Origin of the sequence: 'Prunus avium' virescence phytoplasma, assembly GCF_050916135.1 — a bacterium.
GTDB classification, from domain to species: Bacteria; Bacillota_I; Bacilli_A; order Acholeplasmatales; family Acholeplasmataceae; genus Phytoplasma; species Phytoplasma ziziphi.
Genome location: NZ_CP069156.1, coordinates 357,107 through 378,728 on the forward strand (window position 1 = coordinate 357,107; position 21,622 = coordinate 378,728).

The 21,622-nt window shown below is 21.5% G+C and carries 15 protein-coding genes and 2 tRNA genes; 12 read left to right on the plus strand and 5 right to left on the minus strand.

The features are described from left to right. Positions 1-204: 204 nt before the first annotated feature. The 4 genes from JNO41_RS01610 to JNO41_RS01625 all read left to right on the plus strand — a co-directional run bounded on the left by JNO41_RS01610 (position 205) and on the right by JNO41_RS01625 (position 4,529). Positions 205-357, plus strand: coding sequence for a CNNM domain-containing protein (locus tag JNO41_RS01610; protein ID WP_432729650.1), 153 nt, complete (start codon positions 205-207; stop codon positions 355-357). Positions 358-379: 22 nt separating this feature from the next. After that, entirely contained in the window at positions 380-1,477 is a 1,098-nt protein-coding gene (locus JNO41_RS01615) for a hemolysin family protein (protein WP_432729652.1), read from the plus strand. 132 nt (positions 1,478-1,609) lie between these two features. Continuing rightward, positions 1,610-4,351, plus strand: a complete 2,742-nt coding sequence (locus JNO41_RS01620) for a cation-translocating P-type ATPase (protein ID WP_121464145.1) — start codon at positions 1,610-1,612, stop codon at positions 4,349-4,351. Positions 4,352-4,436: 85 nt separating this feature from the next. Then, positions 4,437-4,529 (plus strand) — tRNA-Ser (locus tag JNO41_RS01625). 305 nt (positions 4,530-4,834) lie between these two features. On the opposite strand, the gene JNO41_RS01630 is transcribed toward JNO41_RS01625, so the two are convergent. From JNO41_RS01630 to JNO41_RS01640, 3 genes are all read right to left on the minus strand, one after another. After that, a tRNA-Leu gene (locus JNO41_RS01630) sits at positions 4,835-4,919 on the minus strand. 152 nt (positions 4,920-5,071) lie between these two features. Continuing rightward, complete coding sequence (locus JNO41_RS01635; protein ID WP_432729669.1) at positions 5,072-6,061, minus strand: AAA family ATPase; 990 nt, start codon at positions 6,059-6,061, stop codon at positions 5,072-5,074. Beyond that, on the minus strand, positions 6,022-6,726 hold the full coding sequence (locus tag JNO41_RS01640) for an AAA family ATPase (protein ID WP_432729655.1): 705 nt from the start codon (positions 6,724-6,726) through the stop codon (positions 6,022-6,024). The genes JNO41_RS01635 and JNO41_RS01640 overlap by 40 nt, the downstream gene beginning before the upstream one ends. A 631-nt stretch (positions 6,727-7,357) precedes the next feature. On the opposite strand from JNO41_RS01640, the gene JNO41_RS01645 reads away from it, so the two are divergent. The 7 genes from JNO41_RS01645 (at position 7,358) to gtfA (ending at position 14,754) form a co-directional block, all read left to right on the plus strand. Beyond that, positions 7,358-7,585 (plus strand): hypothetical protein, encoded by a 228-nt coding sequence (locus tag JNO41_RS01645; RefSeq protein ID WP_121464147.1) that lies wholly within the window; start codon positions 7,358-7,360, stop codon positions 7,583-7,585. A gap of 632 nt (positions 7,586-8,217) precedes the next feature. Then, a complete protein-coding gene (locus tag JNO41_RS01650; protein ID WP_121464148.1) occupies positions 8,218-8,526 on the plus strand; it encodes a hypothetical protein in 309 nt (102 codons plus the stop codon). A gap of 467 nt (positions 8,527-8,993) precedes the next feature. Then, a complete protein-coding gene (rny, locus tag JNO41_RS01655) occupies positions 8,994-10,559 on the plus strand; it encodes a ribonuclease Y (protein ID WP_121464149.1) in 1,566 nt (521 codons plus the stop codon). Between the two features lie 20 nt (positions 10,560-10,579). Then, complete coding sequence (locus JNO41_RS01660; RefSeq protein WP_121464150.1) at positions 10,580-11,353, plus strand: TIGR00282 family metallophosphoesterase; 774 nt, start codon at positions 10,580-10,582, stop codon at positions 11,351-11,353. A 60-nt stretch (positions 11,354-11,413) separates the two neighbouring features. Continuing rightward, complete coding sequence (miaA, locus tag JNO41_RS01665) at positions 11,414-12,310, plus strand: tRNA (adenosine(37)-N6)-dimethylallyltransferase MiaA (RefSeq protein ID WP_121464151.1); 897 nt, start codon at positions 11,414-11,416, stop codon at positions 12,308-12,310. Then, positions 12,303-12,869, plus strand: coding sequence for an elongation factor P (gene efp / locus JNO41_RS01670; protein WP_121464152.1), 567 nt, complete (start codon positions 12,303-12,305; stop codon positions 12,867-12,869). The genes miaA and efp overlap by 8 nt, the downstream gene beginning before the upstream one ends. 421 nt (positions 12,870-13,290) lie before the next feature. Further along, positions 13,291-14,754, plus strand: coding sequence for a sucrose phosphorylase (gene gtfA / locus JNO41_RS01675; RefSeq protein WP_121464153.1), 1,464 nt, complete (start codon positions 13,291-13,293; stop codon positions 14,752-14,754). Between the two features lie 656 nt (positions 14,755-15,410). Here gtfA and JNO41_RS01680 read toward each other — a convergent pair. Next, the gene (locus JNO41_RS01680; RefSeq protein WP_121464154.1) at positions 15,411-16,358 is read right to left on the minus strand and encodes a hypothetical protein; all 948 of its coding nucleotides are present in this window, start codon (positions 16,356-16,358) and stop codon (positions 15,411-15,413) included. A gap of 515 nt (positions 16,359-16,873) precedes the next feature. On the opposite strand from JNO41_RS01680, the gene JNO41_RS01685 reads away from it, so the two are divergent. Continuing rightward, positions 16,874-18,124: a hypothetical protein gene (locus JNO41_RS01685; protein ID WP_152031108.1), complete on the plus strand. Its 1,251-nt coding sequence runs from the start codon at positions 16,874-16,876 to the stop codon at positions 18,122-18,124. Positions 18,125-19,249: 1,125 nt separating this feature from the next. Here JNO41_RS01685 and JNO41_RS01690 read toward each other — a convergent pair. After that, entirely contained in the window at positions 19,250-20,023 is a 774-nt protein-coding gene (locus JNO41_RS01690) for a DUF2963 domain-containing protein (protein WP_121464156.1), read from the minus strand. Positions 20,024-21,622: the final 1,599 nt, after the last annotated feature.

Here is a 21,622-nt window from a genome sequence, read left to right on the forward strand (position 1 = left end):
GAAAAAATTAATAATTGAATATATAATATTAATATGTTAAAATAATATTAGTTATCATCTAATAGTGTATACAAAATGATATAAATATAATAGGAGATTTAGTAAATTTATAGTTTATGGAAAAAAGTGATCTAGATGATTGTAATCATATAATATTTTGTAATCTGTTTTTTTTAAATTTAAAAAAAGAGGTTACGAAATAAAGTGAGTCCAACAGTTCCCAGTGGTATTATTATTGTTTCTTTAATTTTGTTAAATTCTTTTTTTTCTTCTATAGAAATAGCCTTAGTTTCTTTAAATCAAAATAAAATTGATTTAGAAGTCAAAAAAGGAAAAAAAAAAAGCTTTAAAAATTAAAAAATTAAAAGAAAAACCTAATTTGTTTTTATCAGTTATTCAAATAATAATTCATATTTTAACATTTTGCCAAGGATTTTCAATAAATCATGAAAATCATGATTATGTCATTGATATATTAATTGTGGTAAGTTCTATTGTTTTAGGCGAATTAGTTCCCAAAAGAATTGCTTTGGCTTTTCCGCTTCAAACTGCTTATTTTTTTATTAATATTTTTAATATAATTTGTTTTTTAACAAAACCTTTTGTTTTTATTTTTAATCAAATTAGTAATTTGATTTTATTTATACTAAGAATTGATACTAACGTCAAAAAAGATGTCGTAGATGAAGATGAGTTAAGATTTTTATTAACTTCTTCTTATAAAACTGGCGTCATTAATAACAGTGAAAAAGATATGATTCAAAATGTTTTTGATTTCGATGGAACGTTAGTTTCAGATATTATGAGACATAGAACAGAAATTATCGCTATCAATTCTAATATTAGTAAAAAAGATATTATAGAATTTATTTCTCGTGAAAAATATACAAGATTTCCTGTTTACGAAGAGAATCTTGATAAAATAATAGGAATTGTACATGTTAAAGATATCTTTAAAGGGTTATTAGAAGAAGATAAAAAGAAAAAAAATTCTTCAAATAAAGAACAAGATTTCAATATTAATAAATTTTTACGTAAACCTTATTTTGTTATTGAATTCCAGAATATTAGCGAATTATTTAAAGAAATGCAATTGAAACAAAATCATATTGCGATCGTTGTAGATGAATACGGAGGCACTTCTGGCATCGTAACTATCGAAGACGTTATTGAAGAAATTTTAGGCGAAATAGAAGATGAATATGATAAAAAAAATAATGAAATTGTAAAAATTTCAGATAAAGAGTACATAATAAGAGGCACTACGCATTTACACGAAACAGAAGAACATTTAAAAGCTGATTTACCTATAGAAGATTACGAAACTTTAAGTGGTTTTATTTTAGGACAATTAAAAAGAATGCCTGATAAAAATGAAAAAATCAAAATTTTTTATAATAATTGGCAATTCGAAGGCTTAAAATATGACGGATTAGTAATTAATACAGTTCGTATCACTCGTATGATAGTTCAATAATTGATAAATTATTTTATATTATTCGATTATAATTAACAATAATAAATTTATATAGTTAATTTATTATTGTTACAATTTTATATTTAATTAATTTTTTTAATAAAAATTAAAATTAGAAAGATTTAAAAAAAATTGGATAAATTATTTATCCAATCCTCTTTAGAATTATTAGAAAAAGAGTTAAAAACTAATTTTAAAGAAGGATTGACACAAAAAAAAGTAGATCAAAAAATTTTAGAAAATGGTTTAAATAAATTAAAAGAATCCCCTAAAAAATGTTTTTGGAAAAAATTTTTTTATCAATTCGATGATTATTTTGTTTATATTTTATTAACGATTTGTTTAATTACTTTTTTGATAGGAATTATCGAAAACACAAAAGAAGAGTTAGTAGAAAGTTTTTTAATTTTAATAATTATTTTAAGTAACGCTTTTTTAGGAGTTTTCTACGAACATAGTAAAGAAAATTCCTTATTTCTTATTAATAAAAACACAAAACCTTACGCTAAAATATTAAGAGATAAAGAATTAAAATTAATTTTCAAAGAAGAAATAGTTGTCGGAGATATTATTTATTTAGAAATGGGAGATGTTGTTCCCGCTGATTTAAGATTAATAAAAACTAATGATTTAAAAGTTAATGAAGCTATTTTAACTGGGGAGACTTTACCTGTTATTAAAAATAGTTGTATTATTTCGAATAAATTTATTTTAAACAATTCTCCTAATTTAGTTTTCATGGATACTAATATTGTTTCAGGAAATGCTCATGGTGTTGTTATCGAAACAGGGGTAAATACTCAAATAGGAAAAATTACCCAATTGATATCTGTACAAAAAAAAGAAAAAACTCCTTTAGAGAAAAATATTCAACAATTATCGAAAATCTTAAGTTTTATTATTTGTATCTTTGTCATTATTAATTTTATTTTGAATTTATCAAAAAATTTTATATTACAAGGGCAAATAGATTTTTCGGCAATTAAAAAAATTATTTTATCTTCTATGATTTTAGCTGTAGCTGTTATTCCAGAAGGTTTATTAGCCATTATAACTATTATTTTAGCTTCAGGGATAAAAAAATTAATAAAGAAAAACGCTATTGTTAAAAATTTAAAAACTTTAGAAACTTTGGGAGCTATAAATATTATTTGTACTGATAAAACAGGAACTTTAACGCGAAATAAAATGACTATTAATAAATTATATTTAAATTATGAGAAAATAAAAATTAATACGAGTTTGATATCAGATCTAAATATAACAAGATTAGTGACTTATGGCGTTTTATGCAACAATAATTATTTTACTTCTGAAAAAGTAAATTATTCAAATAAGGAAATTTTTGTTTTTGATTCAGTTGATCAGTCTTTTATAGATTTAGGTAATTTATTGAAATTAAATATTCAACAACTTGTGAGAGAACATCAAAAAATAAAAGAATTTCCTTTCGATAGTACAAAAAAATTTATGGTAACGGTTCATCAAAAAGGAAATGATAAATTTTTAATAATCAAAGGAGCCGTTGAAGTTTTATTTAATTTATCTCATTGTATTCAATATAAAAATGAAATTGTTGTTAAAAATAAAAAAAATATTAAAAAAATAAAAACAGATTTAGATTTGATGTCTTCTGAAGGTTATAAAGTTTTAGGAATCGCTTATGCATCGATGAATTCTTATGATTATGATTTGAGCAATTCGAATTTAGAAAAAATATTAAACGAAATAAAATATAAAATTATTTTTTTAGGAGCTTTTGGAATAGAAGATCCGATACGTTCTGAAATTTTACCAACTATTCAAGAATGTCAAAAAGCTTTTATTAAAATTATTATGATAACCGGAGATCATCTTAAAACAGCTGTTAAAGTTGCTTCTGATTTGAAAATTTTTGATCCCTTAAGAGATTTAGCTATTGACGGTGAGTCTTTAGAACTTTTAAAAGAAGAAGAATTTAATATTAAATTATCTTCGATTAAAGTTTATGCCAGAACTACTCCTGAACAGAAATTAAAAATTATTCAATCATGGCAGAAAAAAGGCAAAATTGTAGGGATGATAGGTGATGGAGTTAACGACGCGCCAAGTATTAAAAAAGCTGATATAGGTATTTCGATGGGGATAACAGGAACTGATATTGCTAAAAATGCATCAGACATTATTTTAACTAACGATAATTTTGATACTATTAAAAATGCTATCCAAGAAGGAAGAAATATTTTTGATAATATTAAAAAAAGTGTTATGTTTTTATTAAGTTGTAATATTGGCGAAATAATTCTTATATTATTAAATACTTTATTAGGACATCTTTTTTTTGATAAAAATTTTATTATTTTGAACACTTTACAAATACTTTGGATTAATTTAGTTACTGATTCTTTGGTAGCTATTTCTTTAGGTTTAGAGCATCCTGAAACAGACATAATGCAAAGAAAACCACGTCTTATTCAAAATTCTTTATTAAATAAGAAAATAATTAAGAAAATTTTCAGTGAAGGCATAATGATAAGTTTTTTAAGTTTTTTAGCTGCTTTTATAGGATATCAAATGCATAAAAATAATCAACCTAGTCAATATGGGCAAACTTACGCTTTTATGGTTTTATCATTATCTCAATTAATTCATGTTTTTAATTTTAGAAGTTTTAATAAATCTATTTTTAGTTTAAAACCTAATTTTTATTTAAGAATTTGTTTTATTATTAGTTTTTTGTTGCAAATGACTATTTTAATAATTCCTTTTTTAAGAAGTAATTTCCAAATATCTTCTTTTTTGTATTATAAAGATATTATAATTATTTTTTTATTTTCTATGATGCCTTTGATTATTATAGAATTAAAGAAAAAAATTATTAATAAACTTAAATAAAAAGTAATAATTTTTAAATTATTACTTTTTATTTAAATATTTTAAATATTTATATTATAATTAATAGTATCTTAATTTATATAAAGGAGTAGTACTCAAGTAGGCTATAAGAGGCGTCCCTGCTAAGGACGTAGTCCAATTTTTTGGTGCAAGGGTTCGAATCCCTTCTACTCCGCCATTTTTAAAAAATAGAAATTATGAATATTATTAAAAATTTTTTCTTTAAATAAAAAATATAATAAAAACAGTAAATAAAATTATATACAAAATTAAATTTTTTCTTTTGTCGTTTTTCGAGAATACAAAAAAAGACATTAATATAAACAAGTTAAAGAAATTAAATATTTTTTTAGTTAAAATAAAAAAAGTTATCTTTTAAAAGATAACTTTTTTTATTTTATAAGATTTAAATATTTTTTTATTTATTTAAAAAAATTAAAAATTTTAATATTATTATGTTTTATAAAAGATAATTTTTTTATTTGGTACTGATGGTCGGACTCGAACCGACATGAGTTGAACTCGTTTGATTTTGAGTCAAATGCGTATACCATTTCGCCACATCAGCCTTAATATAATTAAAAAATATATTTATATTAAATAAAATTAAATTTATTAATATTAAGTATATTTTTATTATATCATAAAATAATAATAACAATTTAAATTTTTATTTTTGAAATATTATAATATTTTTTAATATTTTAAGGAATAAATTAATTAAAATAATTTATCTAATTCTTCTTTACTAATATTTTCTTTTTTTAATAATAAATTAGCAATTTTATTTAATAAAATTTTATTATCAACAATAATTTTTTTAGCTTCTTGATAACATTCATTTATTATTTTTTTAATTTCTTCATCAATTATTTTAGCGTCAGAAAATTCTGTATTTTGAATAACTCCTAAAGAACTCATTCCGTATTTTATGACCATAAATTTAGATATTTCGTTGGCTTTTCTTAAATCTTCAGCAGAACCAGAGGAAATATCATCGAAAAATAATTCTTCGGCTACTATACCGCCTAAATAAGAAGTAATATTTGCTAACATTCTTTTTTTAGAAGAAAATAATGTTTCTTTATCAGGAATCATTAAATTATAACCACCGATAGAACCTCTTGGAATGATGTTAATTTTTTCTACTTTTGGAGCGTTTTTCAATTTTAAACCAATTACTGCATGTCCAGATTCATGATAAGCTACCATTTTTCTTTCTTCTTCATCGTATTTTATTGATTTTTTAGCCGGCCCCATTAAAACTCGATCCACAGCTTCTTCTAATTCTTTCATAGTAATTAATTCTTTTTTATTACGAATTGTTAAAATAGAGGCTTCATTTGCGATCGCTTCTAATTGAGCTCCATTCATCCCTGATGTTCTTTTTGCTAATTGATAAAAATCAATATTAGGAATTATTTTTTTATTTCGAACATGAACTTTTAAAATAGCTTCTCTGGCTTTAACATCAGGAAGCCCAATTTTAAATTTACGATCGAATCTACCTGGCCTTAATAAAGCAGGATCTAACATATCAGTTCGATTAGTAGCTCCTATAATAATTATTCCATTAGAAGAAGTGAAACCGTCCATTTCAGTTAATAATTGATTTAAAGTTTGATCTCTTTCGGAAGAAGAGTCTAAAATATCATTTCCTCTTTTTTTTCCTAAAATATCAATTTCATCAATAAAAATAACACAAGGAATATTTTTTTTGCTTCTTTAAATAGTTTTCTTAATCTAGAAGCTCCTGTTCCAATGTATATTTCTACAAATTCTGAACCAGAAACAGCATAAAAAGGAACTCCTGATTCCCCAGCTAATGCTTTAGCTAAAAGAGTTTTACCTGTTCCCGGAGGGCCTTCTAATAAAATTCCTTTCGGAATAGAAGCTCCCATTGAAGAATATTTTAGTGGATTTTTTAAAAAATCAATTAATTCTTTCATTTCTTCTTTTTCTTCTTCGTTTCCGGCGATATCTTTAAAATTAAATTTTAATTTTTGTTTATTAGAAATTAAAGGATTGTTTTTCAATTTTCCTGATCGTAAAAGAAAATTATTTAAAATATAAAACATAAAAATAACAGAAGATAAATATCGGACTAAATTAATAAATAAACTTAATATTGGAATTTTATTTATTAATAAAAATAAATAATAAAAATCTGTTTTGTATTCGTATTCTTTTATATTAGGATATGTTTTGAATTTATTAATTATATTAACTGCATTAGGTTCTAAAATTTGTGTTTGAAAGAATATGTTATTCAAATCTTCAGCTTCTAATAAAAAATAATATAAATTAGTTATCGAATTTTTTCGCATTGTATATTTGAATTTTCTAATTAATTGACTATTAAATTTGTCTTGCATTTTTTGAAATGATATTTCTTTTCCTTTTGGAGTCCATTGATAAATATTATTAAAAATAAATAATAAAATTAAAAAAAATAAAATTTTTTTCTTTTTTGTAATTTTAAAAATATTAAAAAAAATATTTTTGGTCATTTATATTTTGTCAAATATCCTTATCTAAATTAAAAATAGTTATATATTCAATAAAATTTTAATTTTTTTTATATTATATTAAATTTAAAAAAATAGTTATTAGTTATTAAAAAAATAATTTAAAAAGTTTCATTTTTGAATCGAAATTATTTTTTTATAACTACTTTTAATTATAATAAGAAAATTAATTTAATAAATTAATTTTTAATAAAATAAATAGGTATATAATAATGATTATTGTTTATTTAATTTATTTAAAAAAAATATTATTATTCACCAATATTCGTTATTTTTTTATATTTATATTATATAATATTATTTGATATTTATATATTTAATTATAAATATCAAAAGATAATTAATTTTTTTTATTAACGTTTTTATAATTTGAATTTTTGATAAAAATAAATAATTTTAATTAATTTCATTAAAATTAAAAAGTTAATTATATTAAGTTGTTTTAACATATAAACAAAAAGAAAGATATTATAAGAATTTGGACAAAACAAAAAAAATTATTATTTTTGTTTCTAGTTGTGTTTTCTTAATATTGTTTTTTGTTTTTTTGATTTTTTTTCTTAAATCAGATGATAATGAAGTAGTTTCTACAAATAATTCTGATAATTTAATAACAAATATTGAACCGATAGAAGATATAACGGTAAAAACAGAAGATTCAGAATCAATCAATGATAAAGTGCGCAAGTTCGAGCCTTTAATTTAGAGGGTATTAAGGGACCCTTTGGTATTGATAGATAGTATATCACATTATTGGATTCACCTGAGAATGAAAATTTAATAAGGGAAAATAGCATATCCAAAAAGCGTTGAAATAAAAAAATAAAGAATGCGAAATGAAGTTAGTAAAAGCATGAAATTCTAGGGAATTAAAGATATAAAATAATTAAATAATTAACGTTAATGTTATTTTATTTATTTCAAAATTTTTTTTAAAAAAAATTTATCAAATTAAGACTTTGATTATTTTCTTTATCGAATAATTAAACTATCTTTAATTTTTAATAATTTCTTAATTTTATAAAAAAATTTTTTGATAATAATTATTTTACCAATAATATCCATGCAAAATTAACATTTCCCAAATTAAAGAGCTACCTTGGAAAAGCTAAATAAAATTATTGTTATTTATAAATTTTATAATTTTAATTTTATATGCTTGCAGAGTTTTCATAGTACTCGTAAAATTAATATTTTACCAAGGAGAAGTTAATAACTTTTACAAGGGGAAGGAAAACAGAGAGAAAAAAATAATTTTTTTTCTAATTTAATAAAAAAGTATTAATTTTTTATGAATGAACTCGGAAAGCCGTATGCATAGGGATATGCCCGTGCGGTTTGGGCGAGGGTTTTATCAAAAGAATAATATTTTTATTAATTCTTGAATTAACAAAAATAAAAAAATATGATATTTTCTATTCGCATGAAAAAGGTTTGGAAGAAAAACAAAATGATGAAAATCCTTCAAATTTATTAAAAAAATTTACAGAAACAAAAGCTTTTAAAGGAGCATCTGATTCATTATACAAACTAGGAGAAAAAATAGGCGGGAAAACAATAGATAAAGTTGTTAATTCTCTTGCTAATCAACCAACTTTGAAAAAAATCATGAATCCTAAAATTTTAAAAAAAATAATAAAAATATAATTTTATTTTTAAAAACTAAAAATTTAATTTATAAATTTTTAGTTTTTTTTAATAAATAAACAAATATTTATTTATTTAGTCGAATATATATTCAAAATAATATTATTATTTGAATAATATGTAAAATTATAATATAATACATGCTAGATATATATTTTTACAAAAATTAAATATTATATATCAAAAAAATATATTAATTTTCATTATAAGAATTTATTTTTAAATAAGAAAATTATTTTTTATGTCCTTATAATATTTTCGATTATTTTTCTATTTAAAATATTTTTTAAATAAAAAAATAATCGAAAATATTATAAAAAATATTAAACAAATATTAATCGAAAATAAAAAAATTTAAATTAAGATAATAGACAAAATTAATATTAAATAAAAAAATATTAAATTAGAACTGATATAAATATTTTAATATTAAGAAAGGAAGAAATAATTTATTAAAAAAGATGTAAATGAATCATATTGATAACAGTTTCTTGTTTGTTTTATTTTTTATTTTTGCTGGATTAGTAATTTTTATATATTTTTTGTCTAAAAAAAAAATAAGTGAAAAAATAAGACAAACAGACGAAAGTATTGAAAAAAAAATATTAAAATCTCAATTACTTTCGGCTCAAATTATTTCAGAAACCGAAAAAAAAATTTCTTTATTAAAAAAAGAAACAGAAAACGATTTAAATCAAAGAAGAAACATAATTATTAATTTAGAAGAGAAAATTATTCATAAAGAAGAATTATTGGCTTCTAGATTTAAATATCTACATGAAAAAGAAGAATTTTTATATAATAAAGAACAAAAAATAAATATTAATAAAAAATATTTAGAAGAACTACAAAATAAAATCGAAAAAATAATGATACAACAACAAAACAAATTAGAACAAATTTCTTCTTTGACTCAAATAGAAGCCAGAGAAATTATTTTGAAACAAGTTAAAGAAAATTCTTATCAAGAAATAATAAATTACGAAAGAGAACAAGAAAAAGAATATAAATTTAAGATCAAAAATAAAGCAAAAAATTTATTAATTTTGACAATGCAAAAATTATCTAGAGACGTTGTTTATGAACATAATATTAGTATGATTTTTTTAGAACAAGATAGTTTAAAAGGAAGAATTATCGGCAAAGAAGGACGTAATATAAAAGCTTTTGAAGTTGTTACCGGTGTAGATTTAATAATAGATGATAATCCGAATACAGTTATTTTAAGTTGTTTCGATCCTATTAGAAGAGAAATTGCGAAAAGAACTTTAGAAGCTCTAATTATTGATGGGAGAATCACTCCTTCAAGTATTGAAAAAACATTTTTAAAAAAATCCGAAGAGATTGATGAGTTTATACAAGAAATAGGCGAAGAAGCAGTTTATGAAGCTAAAATAGGATTTATTGATGAAGAATTAGTAAAATTATTAGGTAAATTGCATTTTAGAACTAGTTATGGCCAAAATGTTTTAAAACATTCTTTAGAAGTATCTTTTTTAGCAGGATGTTTAGCTGCGGAAACAGGAGAAAATGAAATTATAGCTAGAAAAGCTGGTCTTTTACATGATATTGGTAAAGCTTTAGATTACCAAACAGAAGGAAGTCATGTTACAATCGGAGTTGAACTTGCTAAAAAATATAAAGAATCTTTAGAAGTAATAGACGCCATCGCTTCACATCATGAAGATCAAGAATCAACCACTTTAATAGCTGTTTTAGTTTCGATCGCGGATACAATTAGTTCTGCTAGACCAGGAGCTAGAAAAGACTCAATTGAGAATTATATTCAAAGAATAACTCAATTAGAAAATATTGCTGATAGCGTTGAAGGGGTATCAAAATCTTATGCCATCAGATCTGGCAGAGAAATAAGAGTTATTGTTAAATCTGAAGAAGTTGATGATTTAAATACTTTTTTAATAGCTAAACAAATTAGAAAAAAAATTCAAAAAAATATTCATTATAATGGTTTTATTCAAATTACTGTTCTTAGAGAGTTGAGAGTAATTGATATAGCTGAAATCAATAATTAATTAAAGGGGTGCTAAATATTATGAAAATTCTTTTTATTGGTGATATTTGTGGCACGCCAGGTGTTGATTATTTAATAGAAAAAATAAATTTTTTAAAAAGTAAATATAAATATAATATAATTATTGCGAATGCAGAAAATGTCGATAATGGCAAAGGTTTAGATTACGAACATTATAAAGAATTAATTCTTTCCGGAGTTGATATAATAACAATGGGTAATCATACTTTCGACAATAATTCCATTAAGAATTTTATTTCGTCTTCTAATATTGTTATACCTGTTAATTTAGATAGCGAATGTACTGCTAGTAATGGTTATAAAATAATAAAATATAAAAATAAAAAAATTCTTATAATGAACGCTTTAGGAAGAGTTTTTATAAATAATGATAATTTATCTTGCCCTTTTGAAAAAATTGAAAATATTTTGAATATTTGTCATAACAAGTATAATTATTCATTTTTAGATTTTCATGCACAAGTTACTAGTGAAAAAATTGCTTTGGCTCATTATTTTGATGGTAAAATTGATGCTATCGTAGGAACACATACTCATGTTCAAACTAATGATGATAAAATATTACCCAAAAAAACACTTTATATTTCAGATGTCGGAATGACTGGACCATATGAAGGGGTAATTGGACAAGATAAAAATATTATTATTAATAATTTTATAAATACAAAACATAAAAAAAAGCATAAAATTGCAGAAGGAAAAAGACAATTAAACGGAGTTTTATTAACTTTAGGACATCATAAGCAAATTACAAAAATAAATTTTAATGAGTAATTTTTTATAATTTACAATATATAAATTTATTTATTAAAATTTTATTTAGAATGGATTTATATGAAAAAAGTAATAGTTATTTCTGGGCCAACAGCATCCGGAAAAACTAGTTTGTCTATTGAATTAGCTCTTTTTTTTGAAGGGGAAATTATTAATGCAGATTCGGTTCAAATTTATAAAAAATTTGATATTGGTTCAGCTAAAATAAATATTGAAGAAACTAAACAAATAAAACATCATTTATTGAGTAAAGTTGAACCTGAAGAATCTTATAACATTTATAATTTTCAAAAAGATGTTAGAGAATTAATACCTCAAATAAAAACTCCTTTTATAGTTGGCGGAAGTGGCCTTTATATTAAAGCATCTCTTTTTGATTATGAATTATTTTCTGAAGATGAATTTTTAAATCATAAGATGAATATAGATAATTTAGAAATACAACAAATGTTGGAAATAATTAAAAAAAAAGATCCTAAATTAATTATAGATGAAAAAAATCCACGTCGTATTTTAAGCGCTTATAAACAAATTATTCAAAATAATTTAAGATCTGACAAGAAAAAAAAAGATATTCCTTTATTCGATATTTTATTTTTTTATCTAGATATACCAAAAAATATTTTAAAAGAAAGGTTAATATCTAGATTAGAAGAAATGTTAAAAAAAGGTTTTATTCAAGAAGTAAAATATCTTATCCAAAATCATCCAAAAGCAAATTTTAATATTATAGGATATCGCGAAATAAAAGCTTTTTTAGAAAAAAAAATAAGTTTTAACGAAGCTAAAGATTTAATTATTCGGAATTCTTTAAAATATGCCAAAAGACAAAAAACATGGTTTAAAAACCAAATTCAATTTTTACAAATTATAAATCCTTTAGATGAAAATTGGAAAGAAAAAATATTTTATATAATAAAAAATTTTTTAAAAAAGGAACCGAAAGATAATGATTAATACTAATGATTTTAAAATAGGTCAAACTATTAAATTAAATAATAATGTTTATCAAATTGTAGATTTTTTACATGTTAAACCTGGTAAAGGCGCCGCTTTTGTAAGAAGCAAATTAAAAAATTTAAAAAATGGTTATATTATTGAACATATTTTTAATGCAGGGGTGAAAATTACTAGAGCGTTAGTTAATAAAAAAAAATTGCAATTTTCTTACATTTTAAATGATAAATATATTTTCTTAGATCCAGATAATTATGAAGAATTTGAAATATCTAAAGATAAACTGGAAAATATCATTAAATATTTAAAAGAATCTATGTTAGTAGAATTTATGTTCGATGAGGAAGAAGAGATTTTATGTGTTACTATTCCTGATAAAATTTCTTTAAAAATAATTCAAACAGATTCTTTGACAACGTCTAATAATGCTCGTAAAACAACTTCATTTAAAGACGCTGTTTTAGAAACAGGTTTGATTATTAAAGTCCCTATTTTTATTGAACAAGGAGAAGAAATTATTATCAATACAGAAACGGGGTTATATATATCGAGAAAATAATAATTAGAAAACGACATATTTCCAAAAAATAATAAATTTTTTTTATTTTAGATATTTACATTTTTGTTTTTTCTCTTAAAAAAAGAATAAAAATTTTAATTATTTTAAAAATATTAAAATAAATGTAATTGATGAGTATGTTTTCAAAACAATATTTTAAATAAAAATTATGTTACAATTCATAAGTATAAATAATTTAAAAATAATATATTATTTTAGAATTTTAAAAATAATTATTAAAATAATTAATTAGAATTTTTAATATAAAAAATTAAAATTATAGAAATAATTAAAAAAATTATTTCTGTTTTTATAATTATTTAATATTAAATATTTAAAGCTTTATCATATCATTTTTTATTTGTGATTTGATAAATAATTATAAAATCAAAAGTTTAATTATAAAAAAGGGTCATAATCAATGAAAATTAAAAATAAAGCAATGTTAATAACTTATCCTGATTCATTAGGAAAAAATCTTAAAGATTTAATTAAAGTTTTAAAAGAAGATTTTGGAGATTCTATTGGCGGAATTCACATATTACCTTTTTTTCCGTCAACAAGCGATCGTGGTTTTTCTCCATCAGGATATGATAATGTCGATTCAGCTTTCGGAAATCGGAAAGATATTGAAAATTTAAGCGAAAAATATTATTTAATGTTCGATTTCATGATTAATCATATTTCTCGTGAATCTGTAATGTATAAAGATTTTCAAGAAAATCATGATAATTCTAAATATAATAATTTTTTTATTCGTTGGGAAAAATTTTGGGCTCAAAAAGAAGACAAAAAACCTACTCCTGAAGATATTGATTTAATTTATAAAAGAAAAAATAAAGCGCCTATACATTCTATTACTTTTAAAGATGGCACAGAAGAAAAACTTTGGAATACTTTCGGAGAAGATCAAATTGATATTAATATAAGCGATGTTGTAGCTAAACAATTTATTAAAAAAACTTTAGTAGATATGGCTTCGCATGGCGCTAGTTTAATTCGTTTAGACGCGTTTGCTTACGCTTGTAAAAAAATAAATACTAATTGTTTTTTTGTCGAACCTGAAATTTGGAATCTTTTAAAAGAAGTAGATAATATTTTAAAACCTTTAGAAGTCGAAATTTTACCAGAAATTCATGAACATTATACTATTTCTGATAAAATTAGCAAACATGGATACTTTATTTATGATTTTGTTTTACCATTGGTAATGCTTTATACATTATATTCAGGAAAAGTTAAAACTTTAGCTGATTGGTTAAGAAGATCACCGATGAAGCAATTTACTACTTTAGATGTTCATGATGGCATCGGAGTGGTTGACGCTCGTGGTATTTTAACAGATGAAGAAATCGATTATACTTCTGAAAAATTATACAAAATAGGAGCGAATGTTAAAAAAATTTATTCTTCAGATTCCTATAATAATTTAGATATTTATCAAATTAATACAACTTATTATTCTGCTTTAGGTAATGATGACGATGCTTATTTATTAGCGCGTGCTTTCCAAATATTTGCTCCAGGAATTCCACAAATTTATTATGTAGGTTTGTTAGCAGGAGAAAATGATATTAAATTATTAGAATCTTCGAAAGAAGGAAGAAATATTAATCGTCATTATTATTCTTTAGAAGAAATTAAATCACAAGTTCAACGTCCTGTTGTTAAAAATCTTTTAAAATTATTATCATGGAGAAACGAATGCCCCGCTTTTGATTTAGATGGGGAAATAATTATCGAAACAGATTCACAAGAAAATAAAATTAAAATAATACGTAAAAATAAATTAGGAACAAGCATAGCTTGCTTAACAGCTGATGCCAAAAACAAAACATTTGTTATTACAGAAAATGACCAAAAAATATTAGATAATTTAAAATAAAAAATTATTTATTATTGTTAATATTTTTATTATTATCCTGGTAAACTTGAAATTACAATTTAAAAAAAGCTAAACATGAAATTAAATTCGAAAATTAAGTTTGTGTTTTTTATGGATAAACTCGGAATATATAATTTAAATTATAACATAACAAAATATTTATTGATTTTTAAAAAAAAATTAATGAATATTTTTTTTATATAAAAATAAAAAAAGATTTAATAATGAGAATAAGATAATAATAAAGAGACAAAAGATATGTTAATGATTGAAACAAAGTTTCTAATTAACAATTAAAAAATGAATTCTCAATTTTTAAATTAAAATCAAATGATAAAAACAGAAGTTGTCGGCTTTATATATAAAAATGTTGATTATATAAAAAAATACGTTTGTTATTTTTTGGATTTTTGTAAAGAATACAATGAAGATAAATAAAATACAAAAAAGATAAAAAAATGATTTTAAAAAAAATTTTATTTTATCAAAGTAGACAATTAGTAAATATATTATTTTTATTATCATATTTTAATTCTTTTTATCCTCCCTTATAAAATACAATTATGGGTCCGAAAATATAAAAATTATTTTTGTTAATTTAATTAATTTAATAATTTTTTAAAAATGTTTTATTTTTATTTTAAAATAAATTTTTATTATCTTTTTAAAATATTTTTGAAAAAAATCTTACTTTTCTTTCTTTCTTCTTTATAACCTGTACTATAACTTGGTGTACCATATGATGAACCTGTGCTATGATCAGAACTACTATTATTATTTGGTTTTTCATTATAATTAGATAAATGTTCTAAAAAATTGTAAACTTCAGTCCCCTTAAATAATCTTTTCATAACATTTTGTTTGAAAGGGAAAGGGTACCAAAAACCTCCAAAAGATAAAGCTACAAGACCACAACCTATATAAACTAATATTAAATGTATCTTTTCTTTATTTAAGATTTCTTTTTTCATAAATAAAATTCCTAATACACAAGGGATTAAAAGTAAAAATCTTGAATAAAGTTGTAGTATATTGAAAATTATGTCTGATGTTTTATTACCCATTCCTAAAGAGCCAATACCTTTCCATTTTATACTTTCATGAATAAAAATATCTAATATTAATGTCTTACTTATTATATAAATTAAAGGATAACAAACAATGACAAATATTTTTTTCTTAGAAGGTGGCACATCTTTTGCTAAACATAAATAATAAAATATAAATAAAAAAGGTAAAATCAGAATCAACAAACGATATAAATACGAAAAAGGGTTGGTTCTATTATAAAATAAATCGTTATTAGTTGCAATTGCTGGTGAATGTTTTATATAACTCATACAACCTGTAATTAAAGTTATTAAATTCACCCAAGAATGAATTTTATTATTTTTAAATTTAGTTATATGAATGAAAAAAGTAATAAAACATAAAAAAACGAATATACAAATGTAATCAAATAAAAATTTAGATACTAAACCATCACAATTAATACTTGATACAATTAAAATTACGCCAACAAAACCAGACATAAAAAAACTACCTATAAAAAAAATTAATTCCGAAATTTTCTTAAAATCTAATTTACTTGAATTTGGCTTCATATTTTTTAACTCCTTAAATGTATAATTTGAATATATTTGTCGAAATAAATTGAAATACAAAACGATTATTATTAAAATTTTTTTAAAATTACATCATTATTAATAAATAAATACGAATTTAATTAAAAAATAAAAAAACTGTAATTCAAATGTAATTATAAAATAAAAAAAATTTTAACAACTTTTACATACATTATAATTATTTTGCTTTTTTCATTAATTTTATAAATTTATTTTAATATCTTTATTTATTTTTTGAAAGATATTTTTTTAAAAAAAATATTTAAATTAATTATTAGCGATGAATAATTTTTGATGTATAATATCAATGTTTTGTTACATAAAAAAATATCCCAAATATAATTTTTTAGTTTACAAAACAAAAATAATATTTTTTTAATTAAAATTTAGGAAATTTTTCGAAAATATATCCATAAATTAATTTTTCTTCGATTAGAAAGGCAAATTAATTGGAATTAAAAAAAAGTAATATATTTTATAAAATATTCTTCTTAATGTTATTTTTAGTTATACTTTTTATCATTTATAAAATAAGTGAAAAAAAAGAAAATATTAAAGAAGAAAATAAAGTATATGATTTGCCTAATGAACAATTAATAAACAAAATAACTTTAGAAAATAGTAATATTCAAGAATATGAACAGATGATAAAGGATTTATTAAAAAATAATATATCAATTAAATACGACGAATTAAATAAAAATATAATAAAAATAATTTCAACAAATAATATTCAATTGGAATATGATTATATTAAAGGAAAAATAATTAAAATAATTGATTCCAAAGGTAATATCAAAGAGTATGATTCAGAAACATATAATTTGATCAAAGAATTCTTTTTTGCATCTGATAACCAAAAAAAAATTTATAAATACCAAAGAAAATATGATTCAAAAAAAGGTTACTTATTAGAAGAAACAGATTCTGAAGGAATTATTAAAGAATATAATTCTTCTTTAAAAAAAGAAATTTTTCCTGATGGAACGATTAGAAATTATTCCCTTTTCGCTTGTCAAGAAATTTCTCCAGATAAAAAAATAATAAAAGAGTATAATTTAAATACTAAAAAATTAATTAAAATAACTTTTGATAACGGAAATATTAAAGAATATGGTTTATATACTCATAAGTTACAAAAAGAAATTTTGCCTAATGGTGATGTATTAATATATGATCCTTTTAATGAAAAAATAATTCGAAAAATTCTAAAGAACGGCACAACTCAAGAATATGATCCTTTTTCAGGTTTTATATTAAAAGAGATTACTCCAAATAAGGAAACATTCGAAGCAATCAAAGAATACGATAAAAAAAATAATAAATTAATAAAATTAATCTTACCTAATAAAAATATAATAGAATTTGAACCCGATTCTAATGAAATAGAAAATATAATTTATCCCAATGGAACAAATCAAAAAACAATTAAAGAATATGATCCAGATACTAAAGCATTAATTAAATTAATTTTACCAAATAAACATATAAAAGAATTCGAACCTAAGACGCAAAAATTGATAAAAGAAATTTTTCCTAATGGTGATATTAAAGAATATGATACAATGCAAAATTGTTTGATAAAAGAAATTTTTTTAAATGGCCCAAGTATTGTATACGAATATAATCAAAAAACAAATGAATTATTAAGAAGTATTTCTTCTGATGGTACTATAATTGAATATGATTTGGTTGAAGCGAGTCTAAAAAAACATTTGTTCGAAAATCAACAAATTAAATTGTAATTGCTCAAAAATAATTATCTATTCTTTTGTTTGAATCGAATTTTTTTGATTTTCTATATTTTTTTTAGTTGTCGTTTGAAATAAATTATCTATTACATGATAAATATTGATTAATTGACACATTTAAAAAATAATATATTTTTTCTATTGAGTTATTGTTTGAATTATATTTTTTATTTTATGATATTTCTAATTGGTCGAATGATCAAAATGGAACTTTTTATGCTCTATTTTTTTGTTATTTGAATATAATTTAGGTATATGTTTTATAATTTGCTATTATTTAAATAAAATTTTTTTAAAAAATTTGGTTTTTATTTTTTTTAATTTATTTTTGATTTGATTTTTAGTAAAAGGAAAAGAATCTTTTTTAAGAGATTATTTTAATTATTTGTTTTTTTTATTGTTGTTTTTTATTTTTAGAATTTTTTTTAATAATTTACTATTTTGATTTTTTAATTTAATTTTAGGGCATTTTTAATAGGAGTTTCACCTTTTGTCTTTTTGCGAACCAAACGCAATTTAATCAAAAAAATTGTAATTTATTAAAAGATAATTTTTAATTTAAATATTAATAAATAAATAAAAATAAATAACTATAAAGTGAGGAATAAAGAAAATGGTTCAAAATAATCAAAAACAATTAAATTAAAAAAGAAAGAAAAAATAAATATAAAATTTACTAATTAACAACAAAAAAATATAAATATAATTTATTTTTTATATTTAATTATGTTAATTATTTTATATTATTTTAAAAAAATAACATTAAAAGGAATATTTTTAGAAAAATTAGTATTTATGTTTTTGGCTAAAATAATGACAGTAGAAAAAAGATAAAAAATGTTTTTTAACGAAATATCTTTTAAAATCGAGGAATAAAGAAAATGATACAAATTCATAAAAGAAAAAAACTTAAAACAATTGTTGCATGACAGAATTCATAAAATTTCTTATAATTTTTATTCAACTATTTTTTTATTTATATTATGTCGTTAATGGGATTTTTATATACAAACATAAGACATGATATAAAAGAAATCGAAAATGATATATAAGAATAGATAATTTTTTATATATTTTTAATTTAATTTTAGGTATTTTTAATAAGATCCACTTCTTTTCTCATTCTCTAATAGAACCATCGGGATTGTAATAGGTTGTTTCGATTAAGTTTCCGGTATATGAATCGTATTTGTTGATATAATCTATTGTTTGGTCATGAGGTTGGAAAATAGTTTCTTTAATTTTATTTCCGTTAGATGGATCGTATTCATCAATATATTTTATTTTTTTGCCGTCAGATCGTAATTGAGTTACTTTGATTTTTGTTTCAGTAGATGGTTCGAATTTATTGATACAGTCTATTGTTTTCCCGTCGGAGCAGAAATTAATTAATTGAATTTTATTTCCAGTAGATTGATCGTATTCATTAATGACATTTATTGTTTTTCCGTCGGAATTGAATTCAATTGATTCAATTAAGTTTCCAGTAGATGGATTGAATTCGAGAATACAAAATATTGTTTTCCCGTCAGAACGGAAATAAGTTGATTTAATTAAGTTTCCGGTAGATGGATCGAATTCAATGATATTGCTTATTTTTTTTCCGTTATCTTGAAATCTAGTTTCTTTAATTCTTTTTCTAGTAAATGGATCGAAATAAGTTTCTTTAATTTTATTTCCATTAGATGGATTATATTCGTTGATATATTTTATTGTTTTTCTGTCAGGTTGGAAATGAGTTTTTTTGATTAATTTTCGAGTAGTTGGATTGTATTCATTTGTATAGTTTAATATTTTACCAGTGAAGTAGCAATAACCTAATATCAAAATAAAAATTACAAAGATTATCACAGGGGCTGTCCAAAGACATATTTTTTTTGTTTGAGGCTTCATATTTTAGGTTCGATTCCTTTTCTGATTTTCGTTTAATTTTAAGTTAAAAAATTTTTTTTAATTTTTCAAATAATAATTTTTATTATTTTATATAAAGATTTTAGTTAAAAAAAAAAAAAAAAAATTATATATAATTATTAAATAATAATTTTTAAATCTTTTTTTAATCTTAATTTATGTAAAAAAAAAAAAAAAAGTTAAATTATTTATTTTTAAATAAACGATTTAACTTTTTAATTTTTATATTTTAAAAAGCTTTGTTTTGACAAAACGATGAAAATTTTTATTTTTACTTTTCATTTTTATAAAACTTATAAATATGAAAAAAATAAAGATTATAAATATATATTATTAATATATTTTGTTTTTTTATTATTAGTTGATTATGTAGGTGCTGTTTTTTTAGTTTCGTTATTTGTAATTCTAGTGTTTGCGATTGTGTTACAGAGTTCGAAAAATTTAAATATTTTTTTTGTTTTTTAAAAAATATTTACAAATAACTATTAAAAAAATAATTTTCATATTTTTTATAAAAATATTTTTAAAAAAATAAAGTAAATAAAATAGGGAAAAATATCACTGTCATATCTTTTAGGTTCGAATCCTACCTTTTAGATCATTATATAAAACAATATAAAGATTTTATTAAAATAATCCGTATTTTGAAATTTGAATATATAACATAATTAATACTTTTATTAAGTCGAAAATAGTATTCGAATCAAAGTATCCTATTATATAAAAAAATACAGATAGATAATATGTGTTTATGAGGAGTTTTTTGTCTCCCTTTTATTACAAAATGGCCACTGTCCAAACGGTACGAGCAAGTTCCCAAGCATACCGTTTTCCACAATTGTCTATGCTTTAATCAATCTAGATTACATCACTGCAACTTTCGAGGTTTTATTTCCAAAACTTCGTTGGTAGGTCTTCCGAGTTTATCGAGGTTATCACTCGCAGATTTCCGTAATTACTCCAGACAGTCTCTTCGTACTGTCAACAGATTAACAATTACTGAACCCTTTCGAGCTATGTATCGCTTTCCGATGCTTCTTGGCAGTGCGATTATCATGGATAATTCCGATCCACGTTTTACTTCTACTACTGACTGAATGGTCTCTTTACCTTGATTACCTCAATTATGTCTTTTAGAATTCTTAATTTTCCGTCTATAATGCTCTTTGATAGTTTTAGGACTATTCTTAACCATCTTTGAAACTCTTTCTTTCAAAAGCTGTTCTGTCTTGGCCGATTTATAACTGAAATTACTAACTTAATAACTGTTTATAATGAAAATATAAATGCATAACTTTTCATTTATATCGCTTTCAGTCTACACGATTGATTATTAGCTTACGTGTAGGTTTATTAATTATATGGATAAATCAAATGCGTTTATGGAGAGTTTTATGTCTCTCTTTTATTACAAATTGGTCCCCATCCAAACGGTACGAGCAACTTTCGAAGCATACCGCTTTCCACAACTGTCTACGCTTTAATTAATCTAAATTGCATTACTACAATCTTCGAGGTTTTATTTCTAAAACTCCGTTGGTAGGTCTTCCAAGTTTAGTGATTTCTCACAAGTTTCCGTAA